The following is a 13,022-nucleotide window of genomic DNA, read 5'->3' on the forward strand; positions in this document are numbered from 1 at the left end:
GGTTGGGCTGGAAGGATGTACACCGTGACCAAGCCCTATCCCAAAGAGTTCCGCGATGACGTTGTCCGTGTCGCACGGAATCGTGAGCCCGGTGTCGAGCTCTCCCAGATCGCCAAGGACTTCGGGGTCCACTTCACTACCCTGTACTCGTGGCTGAAGAAGGCTGACCTCGAGGACGGTGAAGTGTTGGGCTCGACTCAGGTTCAGTCGGCTGAACTGCGCGACGCCAAGAAGAGGATCCGTCTCTTGGAGCAGGAGAACGAGGTCCTCCGCCGTGCCGCGGCGTATCTCTCGCAGGCCAATCTGCCGGGAAAATGATGTACCCGCTCGTTCGTGAGTTGGCCGTGGACGGTGTCCCCGTCACGGTGACGTGTCGGGTGCTCAATCTTGCTCGCCAGCCCTACTACCGGTGGCTGGCGGACCCGATCACCGATGCAGAGCTGAATGAGGCTTACCGTGCCAATGCCTTGTTCGACGCCCACCGGGATGATCCCGAGTTCGGCTACCGCTATTTGGTGGATGAGGCCCGCGATCTCGGTCAACCGATGGCAGCGCGCACTGCGTGGCGGATCTGCTCAGACAACCGCTGGTGGTCGGTGTTCGGGAAGAAACGCGGCAAGAACGGTAAGAAGCCCGGTCCACCGGTCCACGATGACCTCTGCGCCGTCACCGATGAGGAGGGCAGAACCCGGCACGAGTTCAAGGCCGATGGCGCGAACGAATTGTGGATCGGCGATATCACCGAGCACTGGACCAATGAGGGCAAGCTCTACCTCTGTGCGTTCAAGGATGTCTACTCCAACCGGATCGTGGGGTACTCGATCGATTCGCGGATGAAGTCCCGCCTAGCCGTGGCTGCCCTCAACAACGCGGTCGCCCGCCGCGGCGACGTGGCCGGCTGCGTGGTCCACACCGACCGCGGGTCTCAGTTCCGTAGCCGGAAATTCGTGCGCGCTCTGGGCATTCACGACATGACCGGATCCATGGGCCGCGTCGGTGCGTGCGGGGACAACGCAGCCATGGAGAGCTTCTTCGCACTCCTGCAGAAGAACGTCCTCGACCGCCGCGCATGGGCCAGCCGAGAAGAGCTCCGGATCGCCATCGTTACCTGGATCGAGAGGACCTACCACCGACGCCGCAGACAGGACCGCCTAGGCCGCTTGACCCCGATCGAGTTCGAGACAATCATGACCACACCAGCCGATCAGGCTGCGTGACTAACCACTGTCACCTGATCGTGCAGCAGACCCAAGAGTCGTTGCATCTTATTTCTTAGAATTTGAAGATCGAGGTCACCTGTCATGCAAAATGTGCGAAGATGCGGCGGGCAGGCGATTGGAAGGGGGGGTCCTCAAGAGGTGACCCGTGAGTGCAGTCTCTCCAGACAATTCCAGGTGAGTGAGCCGCCGTCATTCATCGGAGGGAATGGTTTTGCCTGCTCCCGAAAAACCCAGGTCTTCGTTTGAGTCGAAGCCGGCGAAAGGCTCATTGTCGACGAACACCAGTCCCTCGACTCTCCGAGGTCTTTCAGGGAAATGATCTTGGCATCGCGTTGGCGCTCCAAACGAGGTCAATACTCACTAATGATTATTTTCTGTGGCCTTCTGCCGGAGAAGTTAGAAGCGTTTACCATCCTCATGGCCGGTGGCGGCGAGCTCGACTCACTTAGCCACGAGCTGCGGAGCTAATTTCATCGACGAGGCGGGCGGCGACCTTCGCGGTGCGCCCGTCGATGTCGTAGTCCGGGTTGAGCTCGACGATATCGACGAGCCGGAGTTTTCCGGTGGCGGCGATGGCGGTGGCCAGCGCGAGGATCCGGGGGAAGTCGACTCCGAGGGCCGCCGGGGCGCTGACGCCGGGGGCAGTGGCGGCGGGCAGCACGTCGAGGTCGATACTCAGGTGGATCGCATCGTGGTTCTCCGAGAGAGATTCGGCCAGTTCGGTGCACTCTTCCAGGGTGAGGGAACCGAGCTTGACGTCGCTGACCACGTGGACCTCGAGGGAGGCGGCGGTGCAAAACAGCTGGCGGGTGTTGTTGGGCCGGGAAATACCCAACACGGTGTAGTCGAACTCGGAACCGGCGAGCTCAGCGATCTGCTTAAACGGCGTGCCCGATGACGGTTGATCCGCCTCGCGGAGATCAAAGTGGGCGTCGAGATTGATGATTGCGGGGGAGTACCCCAATGCTTCCCGGACGCCCCGGTGGCTGCCAAAGGCCGTCTCATGCCCGCCGCCGAGAACGATGACGAGGTGTCCGGCCTCGACCAGCGAGGCAACCTCGCGGCTGAGGGCCTCATGCCCGGCCTCGAGATCGGTGCCGGGGACGGTGACCGTCCCGGCGTCGTAAAGCGGGGTGTTTTGGTGGACTGCCAGGGAGGCGAGAGCGGAACGGATGGCGTCGGGACCGGCCGCGGCGCCCGGACGGCCCCCATTGCGGCGGACGCCCTCGTCGCAGGCGAAGCCCAGCAGGGCGATTCCTGGGGCAGGCTGGGGGGCAGAGATGGTGGAGTGCCAGCGGGCATGCTCGATGCCGGGGCCGTCGTTACGCCCGGTCCAAGGCGTGGGGGGAATGATCATCTCGGTCATGGGGGAAAACAATAACAGTGGACACAGATGGCTATAGTCGGGCGGTAGAACTTTTCGTCCGGTATCCCAGACTTCTCGAGGTGAATTCATGGGACACGTCCCCGCTGCCCAGCACACGCTGCGAATTCTTTCCTTGCTATCGACGATTGACGTGCCGATCTCCGCCGCCCGCATCCGCAAAGAACTGGGTATTCCCCGCTCGACGATGTACCACCTGCTCAAGGTCATGGAGGAAGCCGGGTATGTCGTTCACATCCCGGGGGAGAAGACTTACGGTCTCGGGCTGGCGGCGTACGCCATGGCTAACGCGTACACCACGCAGCAACCACTGGTGAGGCTGGGCGCCCGGCTGATTGTCCCAGCGGCGGAGATGCTGCAAGGTTCCGGGCACATCTCGCGGTTGGCGGGCTCCGAGATCGTGTACCTCCACGAGCTGCGCGCGCCGGGAGCGGTGTCGCTGGTAACGGAGGTGGGGGTGCGATTGCCCGCCACCCGCACCGCCTCGGGGCGCTCCATGCTGGCGGTGCTGCCCGAGCGGGAAGCACGCGCCGCCTTCGCCACCGCCGCGGGCTCGGGCTCGGGCTCGGGCTCGGGCGAGACGCTGCGCGAGTTCCATCAGCGGTTGGCAACAGTGCGCGAGCGCGGCTGGGCCGAAGAGGTGGAAGAAGTGGCGCGCGGCCAACGCAGCATCGCCGTGGCAGTGCTCGATCACCTGCAGCGACCGGCGGCCGCCCTGGCAGTGACCTTCCCCGTCGGGCGTTTTAGCGAGAGCCAGGTCCGCGCCGCGGTAGAGAATCTGCAGCGCAATGCGCAGCTGCTGTCCGAGCGAATGTACGGAACGCGAACATCCTGACCTGGTAAGTCTGGTATTCCAGACACTTTGCTGCCGTGGGGCCTATGGGCGCGCGGCACCGGTACCTAGAGTGTGAGACCAGTGAAGCGAATCACACTAGTGCCGAGCCCGTGAAGGAACCCACGCCATGTCGCAAGCCCGAGAAGTACGAGCACCCCGCGGAACCAAACTCAACGCCAAGAACTGGCAAACCGAAGCCCCGCTGCGCATGCTCATGAACAACCTCGACCCCGAAGTCGCCGAACGACCCGAGGACCTCGTCGTCTACGGCGGCACCGGCCGCGCTGCCCGCAGCTGGGAAGCATTCGATGCCATCGTGGACACCCTCACAGACCTCGAAGAAGATGAGACGCTGCTGGTCCAGTCCGGCAAACCCGTCGGAGTGTTCCGCACCAACGTCTGGGCCCCGCGCGTCCTCATCGCCAACTCCAACCTCGTCGGCGACTGGGCCACCTGGCCCGAATTCCGCCGCCTCGAGGCCGAAGGTCTCATGATGTACGGCCAGATGACCGCCGGATCCTGGATCTACATCGCCACCCAGGGCATCCTCCAGGGCACCTTTGAAACCTTCGGCGCCATCGCCCGCAAGCGCTTTGGCAACACGCTCGCCGGGACGTTGACCCTCACCGGTGGCTGCGGCGGCATGGGCGGCGCCCAGCCGTTATCAGTCACGCTCAACGGTGGAGTGTGCCTCATTGTGGACGTCGATGAATCCCACCTCAAGCGCCGCCAGGCCAAGCGCTACCTCGATGAAGTCACCACCGATATCGACGACGCCATCGCCCGCGTCAACGCAGCCAAGGCAGACAAGCGGCCCCTCTCCGTCGGCCTCGTCGGCAACACCGCCGACGTCTTCCCCGAGCTGCTGCGCCGCCACCGCGCCGGGGAGGTCACCTTCGACATTGTCACCGACCAGACCTCCGCCCACGATCCGCTCAGCTACCTGCCCGCCGAGATCGCCCTCGAAGATTGGCAGCGCGAAGCCGCCGAAGATCCCGTCACCTTCACCAAAAAGGCCCGCGAGTCCATGGCCGCCCAGGTCCAGGCAATGGTGGAATTCCAGGACGAAGGGGCCGAGGTCTTCGACTACGGCAATTGCATTCGCGACGAGGCCCGCCACGCCGGCTACAGCCGCGCCTTCGAATTCCCCGGATTCGTCCCCGCCTACATCCGCCCGCTGTTCTGCGAGGGCTTAGGCCCCTTCCGCTGGGTCGCGCTCTCCGGAGACCCCGACGACATCCGTGTCACCGACGAGGCGATCAAGGAACTGTTCCCCGATAACGAACACCTGCACCGCTGGATCGACGCGGCCGGCGAATACGTCGAATTCGAGGGCCTGCCCGCCCGCATCGCCTGGCTGGGCTACGGCGAACGCCACCAGGCTGGCCTGCTGTTCAACCGCCTCGTCGCCGAGGGCAAGGTCAAGGCCCCCATCGTCATCGGCCGCGACCACCTCGACTCCGGCTCCGTTGCTTCCCCCTACCGCGAGACCGAGTCCATGCTCGACGGCTCCGACGCCATCGCCGACTGGCCCCTGCTCAACGCCCTCACCGCCACCTCCTCCGGCGCCACCTGGGTGTCCATTCACCACGGCGGCGGCGTGGGCATCGGTCGCTCCATCCACGCCGGGCAGGTCATCGTCGCCGACGGCACGGAATTGGCCGCCGCCAAGCTCACCGCCGTCCTCACCAACGATCCCGGTATGGGCGTTATCCGCCACGTCGACGCTGGCTACAACCGGGCCAATGAGGTGGCTGAGGAACGCGGGGTGCGCGTGCCCATGCCCTTCCATTCCCGCGAAGCCAACGCCTCTGACGATCGCGCCGGGGAAGACAGCTGAGCATGAACGTTCGTCAGTCCACCGGTTCCTGGCGCTTCTTTGTCTACAGCGCGATCGGCATCGTTGCCTTCTTCGTGCCCGTGACCATTGGTGGGACGTCGACGATTCTGCTCGATCACATCGTCACCGGGATCAGGACGGTGCTGGGGGAGAACACCCAGTACCTCATCTATCTCATGATCGTGGCTGGCACCGTCTATCCCTTTGTTACCGGGCGGTGGCGGCAGTCCCTCGCGAAGGGAACGTTTGCGTTCTTAGGAATCCTCGGTCTCATTGTCGCGTCCATGCTGGTGTTCGACGTCGGCCCGGCGGTGGTGTTCCGCCCGGACATCGGACCGTTCCTCTTTGACAAGCTCGTCGTGCCGATCGGCCTGCTCGTCCCGGTCGGCGGGATCTTCCTCGCTTTCCTCGTCGGATTCGGGCTCATGGAGTTCGTCGGAGTTCTCGCACAACCACTCATGCGCCCCGTGTTCAAACTCCCCGGGCGGGCAGCTATCGATGCCGTTGCGTCCTTCGTTGGCAGCTACTCCCTTGGGCTGTTGGTGACCAACCGGGTGTACAAGCGGGGTGGTTACACCGCTAAGGAAGCCGCGATCATCGCCACGGGTTTTTCTACCGTCTCCGCGACCTTCATGATCGTCATCGCCAAGACCGTCGACATCATGCACCTGTGGGGCCTGTACTTCCTGGGCACCCTCGTGGTCACCTTTGTCACCACCGCCATCACGGTCTACCTGCCGCCGCTGCGCACGTTCAGCACTGACTATTACCCGGGAGTTACACCAACCCCGGAGGAACGAGTCAGTGGCAATCGCCTCCGCGCCGCGTGGTCTGCCGCTCAGACGACACTGGCCGCCAGCCCGTCGGTGGGAAAAGTCCTCTGGTACAACTTCCGCGACAGCGTCGTCATGGCCATGCAGATCCTCCCCGGCATCCTCTCCGTGGGTTTCCTGGGACTGCTGGCGGCGACGTTTACCCCTTTGTTCAAGGTCCTCGGCTACATCTTCTACCCGCTGGTCCACCTTCTGCCCATCCCCGATCCGGGACTCGCCGCGGAATCGCTGGCCATCGGCCTGGCCGAGCTTTTCCTTCCGGCGACCCTCGTGGCAGGCAACGAGTCGGAGCTCCTGCGCCTCATCATCGCCATGGTGTCGGTATCCCAGGTGTTGTTCTTCTCCGCGATGATTCCCGCGGTGCTGGCCACGGACATCCCCCTCAAGATCTGGCAGATGGTGCTCATCTGGTTCTTCCGCGTGGTCATCAGCGTCATCGTCGCGGTCCCGGTAGCCATGCTTATTGTGCTGTAACCCCAGCTGACACCACTAGTTACGGAGATACACATGAACTCTCGTGCCCAGACCACCCTGCTGACAGGAATATCCGAGCTGCGCACCGTCTCCGAGCTCGGCACGATCAATGACGCAGCGGTCATCATCGAGGACGGCCGCATCGCCTGGGTGGGGGCGCAGTCCGCCGCTCCGGCCGCCGATGAGGCCAGTGATCTCGGCGGGCGTGCGGTCCTCCCCGGATGGGTGGACTCGCACACCCACATGGTCTTCGCCGGCAGTCGGGCCGAGGAGTTTGAAGCCCGCATGGCGGGGGAGGACTACGCCGCCGGTGGCATCGCCGTGACTATGGAGGCCACCCGATCGGCGGGGCCGGACGCGCTGGAGGGCCTCCTCCGCGAGCGTATCGCCGCGGCTCATGCCGGGGGAACCACCACCCTGGAGACCAAGACTGGTTATGGGCTCGACGTCGCGTCGGAATTGGCTGCCGCCGAACTCGCTGCCCGCTACGTCGACGAGGTCACCTTCCTCGGCGCTCATCTTGTGCCCCCGGGCGCCGAGACGGAGGAGTACGTGGACCTCGTCGTCGGTGAGATGCTCGACGCCGTCGCCCCGCACGTCGGCTGGATCGATGTGTTCTGTGAGCGCGGTGCGTTCACCGAGGAGCAGTCGCGCCGGGTCCTCGAAGCCGGTCGCAGGCAGGGGCTGGGGCTGCGCGTCCACGGCAATCAGCTCGGGCCTGGCGCGGGTGTGCGCCTGGCCGTGGAACTGGGTGCTGCCAGCGTCGATCACGTCAACTACGTCACTGACGCCGATGTCGCCGCGCTGGCCGGTTCAGAGACCGTGGCGACGATCCTTCCGGCGTGCGATCTGTCGACCCGGCAGCCGCTGGCCCCGGGCCGCCAGCTTCTCGACGCCGGGGTGCACGTCGCCATCGCCTCCAATCTCAATCCGGGCACCTCGTACACCTCCTCGATGAATTTCTGCGTGGCCACGGCGGTGCTCCAGCAGCACTTCACCCTGGATGAGGCCATCCACGCCGCCACGACCGGTGGCGCCCGGGCCCTGCGCCGCCACGATGTTGGCGGTGGCCTGGATCCGCAGGGGCGCCCGGCGAAGGGCACCATCGCGGTGGGCGCGTCCGCCGATCTCCACGTCCTCACCAGCACCCACGCCATCGATCTGGCCTACCGGCCGGGGATGCCGCTGACCTGGCAGACCTACCACGCGGGCGAGCTGGTGTCCGCGTGGCAACTACCTCAATATCCCACTAATCTCCCACCACGAAAGGCTTGAGAAATGACTGACACGATCACCATCGGAATCGGCGCGCTGAGCATCGACGATGTTGTTAACGTCGCCCGCCACGGAGCCCCGGTGGAGATTTCCCCGGACTCCCTCGCGGCGATGGAGGCCACCCGAGCGCACATCGATTCCCTCGCGGAAGGCCCCGACCCCGTCTATGGCGTCTCCACCGGGTTTGGCGCGTTGGCTCGCAAGCACATCCCGCAGGATAAGCGCACTGAGCTGCAGCGCAGCCTCATCCGCTCCCACGCCGCGGGTTCCGGCCCGGAGGTGGAGCGCGAGGTCATCCGCGCCCTCATGCTGTTGCGGTTGTCCACCCTGTGCACGGGCCGCACCGGGGTCCGCCCGCTCGTTGCCACCACCTACGCGGCGATGCTCAACGCGGGCCTCACGCCCGTCGTCCACGAATACGGCTCGCTCGGCTGCTCCGGCGACCTCGCGCCCCTGTCGCACTGCGCGTTGGCGCTCATGGGGGAGGGGCAGGTCCGTGATTCGGAAGGGATGCTTATCGACGCCGCCGTGGCCCTCCCCGCCCATCACATCGCACCGGTGGTGCTTCAAGAAAAAGAGGGCCTCGCCCTCATCAACGGCACCGACGGCATGCTCGGCATGCTGTGCCTGGCCATTCACGATCTCGACCGGCTGGCGCGCACCGCAGATGTCGCCGCCGCCATGACCGTTGAAGGTCTGGAGGGAACGCTCACCGTCTTCGCCCCGGACCTGCAAGAACTTCGGCCCCACCCGGGTCAGGCCGCGTCGGCGGCGAACATTCTCGCCGTCGCTCAAGGCTCGGAGATTCTCGACCGTGCCGCCGAGCGCTTTGCCAAGCACCATGTCCAGGATGCTTACTCGCTGCGCTGCGCCCCGCAGGTGGCCGGCGGGTTTCGGGACACGCTCGATCATGCGCGCCGGGTAGCCGGAGTGGAGCTGTCATCGGCGATCGACAATCCCGTCGTCGCTCTCGATGGCCGCGTGACCTCCAACGGCAACTTCCACGGTGCACCGGTGGGCTACGTGTTGGACTTCCTCGCCATCGTCAGCGCGGACCTCGCCAGCATTTCTGAGCGCCGCACCGATCGTTTCCTCGACGCCGCCCGCAACCGCGGGCTCACCCCGTTCCTCGCCTTCGACCCGGGGGTTGATTCGGGCCACATGATCGCCCAGTACACCCAAGCGGGCATCGTCTCGGAAATGAAGCGGCTGGCCGCACCGGCGAGCGTCGATTCGATTCCCTCCTCGGCGATGCAAGAAGATCACGTCTCCATGGGATGGTCGGCGGCCCGCAAGCTGCGGCGCAGCGTCGACGGCCTGGCCCGCGTCCTCGCCGTCGAAATTCTCACAGCCGCCCGAGCGATTGACATGCGGGATCATCGTCCGGCTCCAGCGACAGCGGCAGTGATCACCAAGCTCCGGGAGACGGTTCCGGGCCCCGGCCCGGACAGGTTCCTGGCACCCGAGATCGAGCACGCCACGCAGCTCGTCGTCTCCGGTGACGTGGTGGCAGTTGTGGAAACGGAAACGGGAGCTTTGCGATAGTTTCCAACCAACTGTGACCCCCGCGGGCGTCGATAAGCACTGTAGCGGAAGACACCCTGGTGATAAATAGCATCTTGGTGCGTCGTGGCGTACTCTGGTCAGGCAATGAGCATTACCGATAACGCCACCGGCGGCGTACATGAGCCGGATGACCTAAGCACGTCGGAATCTCAGGAAAACCCGCAAGGTGATGCAGCTTCTGCTGCTTCCGCCGCCACCGGGCCGCTGACCATCGAGGATGTTATTGATCCCGATGTCCCGGCCCAGGGCGATCAGGACACCAGGGACGCGGATACTTCTGAGGCCACCGGCTCCGAGACCGAAGAATTCTCGGACAACGATGACACTATTGATACCGCTGCCGACAAGGCAGTAGACGCCTCAGAAGACGCTGGCGATGACCAGGATGACGAACACGGTTTCGCCAACCTCGGCCTGCCCTCCGCCGTCCTCAACGCGGTGAAGAAGGTCGGTTACGAGACCCCTTCCGCCATCCAGGCGCAGACCATCCCGGTTCTCATGGAAGGCAACGACGTCGTCGGCCTCGCCCAGACCGGTACCGGCAAGACCGCAGCCTTCGCGCTGCCGATCCTCGCCCGCATTGACATGCAGGACCGCTCGCCCCAGGCGCTGGTCCTCGCCCCGACCCGCGAGCTCGCGCTCCAGGTCGCCGATTCTTTCCAGTCCTTCGCTGACCACCTCGGCAAGATCAGCGTCCTGCCGATCTACGGTGGCCAGGCCTACGGCATCCAGCTCTCCGGCCTGCGCCGCGGTGCTCAGATCATCGTTGGCACCCCCGGTCGAATCATCGACCACCTGGAAAAGGGATCCCTCGACATCTCCCGTCTGCGCTTCCTCGTCCTCGATGAGGCCGATGAGATGCTCAACATGGGCTTCCAGGACGATGTTGAACGCATCCTCGAGGACACCCCCGAGGACAAGCAGGTCGCCTTGTTCTCTGCAACGATGCCCAACGGCATCCGCAAGATCTCCAAGCAGTACCTGCAGGATCCGCGCGAAATCTCGGTCAAGTCCGAGACCCGCACGGCCACCAACATCACGCAGCGCTTCCTCAACGTCGCGCACCGCAACAAGCTCGACGCGATCACCCGCATCCTCGAGGTCACCGAGTTCGAAGCAATGATCGTCTTCGTGCGCACCAAGCACGAGACCGAAGAAATCGCCGAGAAGCTCCGCGCCCGCGGGTTCTCCGCCGCCGCCATCAACGGCGACATCGCACAGAACCAGCGTGAACGCACCGTCGATCAGCTCAAGGACGGCCGACTGGACATCCTGGTCGCAACCGACGTTGCCGCCCGCGGCCTCGACGTCGACCGCATCAGCCACGTGTTCAACTTCGACATCCCGAACGACACCGAGTCCTACGTCCACCGCATCGGCCGCACCGGCCGCGCCGGCCGCACCGGCGAGGCAATCCTCTTCGTCACCCCGCGTGAGCGCCGCATGCTGCGCGCCATCGAGCGCGCCACCAACGCGCCGCTCACCGAGATGGAACTGCCCACGGTCGATGAGGTCAACGAATCCCGCAAGGGCAAGTTCATGGACTCCATCACCGAGTCCCTCGAGTCCAAGCAGATCGACCTGTTCCGCGGCATGATCAAGTCCTACGCCGAAGAACACGACGTTCCCGTCGAAGACATCGCCGCAGCCCTGGCCTCCCAGGCACAGGCCGGCAGCGACTTCCTCATGAAGGAAGCCCCGCCGGAGAAGCGCCGCGAGCGCAACGACCGCGATCGCGGCGACCGTGGTGGTCGCTTCGACCGTGACCGTGGCGGCCGTTTCGATCGCGATGATCGTGGCGGAGACCGTGGCTCCCGCTTCGACCGCGACGGTGACTTCTCCACCTACCGTCTCGCCGTGGGCAAGCGCCACAACGTACGCCCAGGTGCCATCGTCGGCGCCCTGGCCAACGAGGGTGGCCTCACCTCCAAGGACTTCGGCCGCATCACCATCGCCGTCGACCACACCCTGGTCGAACTGCCGAAGGACATGGACAAGTCGGTCCTGGGCCGCCTGTCCGATACCCGCATCTCCGGTCAGCTCATCAACATCGAGCCCGACTCCGGTGGACGCCCCCCGCGTCGCTTTGAGCGCGACGACCGTGGTGGTCGTGGCGGAGACCGCGGTGGTTTCCGCGGTGGACGTGACCGCGACGATCGTGGTGGACGCGGTGGATACCGTGGCAACCGCGATGACCGTGGCGGACGCGACCGCAATGACCGCGGTGGACGTGGCGGTTGGCGCGACTAGTACGCCGACCTAACTAGAGGCCTGGTACCTCCCCGATGTGGGGAGGCACCAGGCCTTTCGTCTGCAGACCCACTGCCGACGACGAAACCCGCACTTCCTAACAACTTGGCGGGTGGGGAAGGGCGTTTGGCCCCGGAGTTGTTAGCAAGTGCGGTTTTTGGCCCGGCTCTGGCCTGTCACCCGGGCGGGTGCTCGTGGCGGTAGTGCTGTTTGGATGGAAGCCCAACTTTCTTGTTCCTTAGCACTTCAGGCCCACTGCCTTCGGCGAAACCCGCACTTCCTAACAACTTGGGGGGTGGGGAAGGGCTTTTGACCCCGGAGTTGTTAGCAAGTGCGGGTTTTGGGTTGCTCGGCGGTCGAGGGACACAGTGTGCTGGATCCCGGCCCCGGCCTGGCACCGGGTAGCACCACTAAAGACAGGTGACCGCTTGCGCTACAAAGGCAAGCGCTGGGAAACCGACCCTACTGAGTAGTGCCCTACGGAAGGCCATTTCGCGGCGGCATCGGAAAATGGGGGAACGACAGTCCACTTAGGTCGCGGCCGGCTCCGCGGTCATTCCCGTCGTTGAGGGATTGATGCAGAACATCGGGTTAGAACCCTGCTCGTCCTCGGTCAACATCTCGTTGAAAGTCCAGTGCTGCCTGACGGGCTTCGGCGTCGGGCTCTTCTGAATGCTTGCGGATGCGCTGTTGCATCAGCCCGCCAGGAATGATGATGAGCACGATGGCCGCAATGGCGACAATGATGATGGTAGACATTCTAGCCCTGACTTTCGTATTTACTCCACGCGAGACAAGCACTGAGCTGGTAGTTTTTAACTCCTGGTTTGTTGAAAGTGTCTCGGCAGCTGTTTGCGTTTGGATACTTACCAGTGCAATGTGTGCCGTTCTCGTATTCGTAGATCATGAGTGGCTGGACGTTAGCCGCAAAGCAGACGAGATGTCGGATGCGGCAAGCACGACGCTCATCATGTCCCCTTTGTGGCTAGGTAGCCTCCAGCCTAGCGTATGACCTAGATCACGTATGGCATAAGTGAAGCTCAGGCTAAGGGATACCCCCGCTGTTGGTTCCGAGGCGGATGTGAGTGATGGGTGCACTGCCGCGAAAGTCGCTGTGCGGCGTCCAGGTGGGCGATTGCGATTCCGGCATGATTTCTACATCTGCATGCAGCTATGTCAGTGAATGACTGCCGGCAGAGACTCGGCAGACCTCAACCTTCAAGTGCAAAGGTACCTCGGTGAAAAGACGTGAGGCCCACACAACTGTCGCATCGCAATGGGTCCGCCCTCATTCACGTGGATGCGCTCGCATTGGGGAATATCAACGTCAGCATGTCAGTGGGTC

General features: G+C 64.2%; 9 protein-coding genes. 7 read left to right on the forward strand and 2 right to left on the reverse strand.

What is annotated here, in order from left to right; all coding sequences use genetic code 11:
- The first annotated feature begins 24 nt into the window (after nucleotides 1-24).
- A protein-coding gene (locus CTEST_RS05005; protein WP_407919233.1) for an IS3 family transposase occupies nucleotides 25-1,217 on the forward strand; the annotation gives its coding sequence in 2 pieces (ribosomal slippage) (nucleotides 25-309 and nucleotides 312-1,217; 1,191 coding nt in all).
- Nucleotides 1,218-1,665: 448 nt separating this feature from the next.
- Here CTEST_RS05005 and hutG read toward each other — a convergent pair.
- Nucleotides 1,666-2,586, reverse strand: coding sequence for a formimidoylglutamase (hutG, locus tag CTEST_RS05010; RefSeq protein WP_047252814.1), 921 nt, complete (start codon nucleotides 2,584-2,586; stop codon nucleotides 1,666-1,668).
- Nucleotides 2,587-2,674: 88 nt separating this feature from the next.
- Here hutG and CTEST_RS05015 point away from each other — a divergent pair, with 88 nt between their 5' ends.
- The 6 genes from CTEST_RS05015 to CTEST_RS05040 all read left to right on the forward strand — a co-directional run bounded on the left by CTEST_RS05015 (nucleotide 2,675) and on the right by CTEST_RS05040 (nucleotide 11,677).
- A complete protein-coding gene (locus CTEST_RS05015) occupies nucleotides 2,675-3,439 on the forward strand; it encodes an IclR family transcriptional regulator (protein ID WP_047252815.1) in 765 nt (254 codons plus the stop codon).
- 127 nt (nucleotides 3,440-3,566) lie between these two features.
- Nucleotides 3,567-5,279 (forward strand): urocanate hydratase, encoded by a 1,713-nt coding sequence (gene hutU / locus CTEST_RS05020; RefSeq protein WP_047252816.1) that lies wholly within the window; start codon nucleotides 3,567-3,569, stop codon nucleotides 5,277-5,279.
- Between the two features lie 2 nt (nucleotides 5,280-5,281).
- Nucleotides 5,282-6,586: a YjiH family protein gene (locus tag CTEST_RS05025; RefSeq protein WP_047252817.1), complete on the forward strand. Its 1,305-nt coding sequence runs from the start codon at nucleotides 5,282-5,284 to the stop codon at nucleotides 6,584-6,586.
- Between the two features lie 33 nt (nucleotides 6,587-6,619).
- Nucleotides 6,620-7,861: an imidazolonepropionase gene (hutI, locus tag CTEST_RS05030; protein ID WP_047252818.1), complete on the forward strand. Its 1,242-nt coding sequence runs from the start codon at nucleotides 6,620-6,622 to the stop codon at nucleotides 7,859-7,861.
- Between the two features lie 3 nt (nucleotides 7,862-7,864).
- A complete protein-coding gene (gene hutH, locus CTEST_RS05035) occupies nucleotides 7,865-9,406 on the forward strand; it encodes a histidine ammonia-lyase (RefSeq protein ID WP_047252819.1) in 1,542 nt (513 codons plus the stop codon).
- 105 nt (nucleotides 9,407-9,511) lie between these two features.
- Nucleotides 9,512-11,677 (forward strand): DEAD/DEAH box helicase, encoded by a 2,166-nt coding sequence (locus CTEST_RS05040; protein ID WP_047252820.1) that lies wholly within the window; start codon nucleotides 9,512-9,514, stop codon nucleotides 11,675-11,677.
- A gap of 591 nt (nucleotides 11,678-12,268) precedes the next feature.
- Here the strand turns inward: CTEST_RS05040 and CTEST_RS13665 are convergent.
- The gene (locus CTEST_RS13665) at nucleotides 12,269-12,436 is read right to left on the reverse strand and encodes a hypothetical protein (protein ID WP_158408150.1); all 168 of its coding nucleotides are present in this window, start codon (nucleotides 12,434-12,436) and stop codon (nucleotides 12,269-12,271) included.
- Nucleotides 12,437-13,022 lie beyond the last annotated feature (586 nt).

The organism is Corynebacterium testudinoris, assembly GCF_001021045.1.
Classification (GTDB): domain Bacteria; phylum Actinomycetota; class Actinomycetes; order Mycobacteriales; family Mycobacteriaceae; genus Corynebacterium; species Corynebacterium testudinoris.

Bases quoted from the DNA above. Each gene is read 5' to 3' on its own strand.
- hutG (WP_047252814.1), bottom strand. From the start codon at position 2,586: ATGACCGAGATGATCATTCCCCCCACGCCTTGGACCGGGCGTAACGAC.
- CTEST_RS05015 (WP_047252815.1), top strand. From the start codon at position 2,675: ATGGGACACGTCCCCGCTGCCCAGCACACGCTGCGAATTCTTTCCTTG.
- hutU (WP_047252816.1), top strand. From the start codon at position 3,567: ATGTCGCAAGCCCGAGAAGTACGAGCACCCCGCGGAACCAAACTCAAC.
- CTEST_RS05025 (WP_047252817.1), top strand. From the start codon at position 5,282: ATGAACGTTCGTCAGTCCACCGGTTCCTGGCGCTTCTTTGTCTACAGC.
- hutI (WP_047252818.1), top strand. From the start codon at position 6,620: ATGAACTCTCGTGCCCAGACCACCCTGCTGACAGGAATATCCGAGCTG.
- hutH (WP_047252819.1), top strand. From the start codon at position 7,865: ATGACTGACACGATCACCATCGGAATCGGCGCGCTGAGCATCGACGAT.
- CTEST_RS05040 (WP_047252820.1), top strand. From the start codon at position 9,512: ATGAGCATTACCGATAACGCCACCGGCGGCGTACATGAGCCGGATGAC.
- CTEST_RS13665 (WP_158408150.1), bottom strand. From the start codon at position 12,436: ATGTCTACCATCATCATTGTCGCCATTGCGGCCATCGTGCTCATCATC.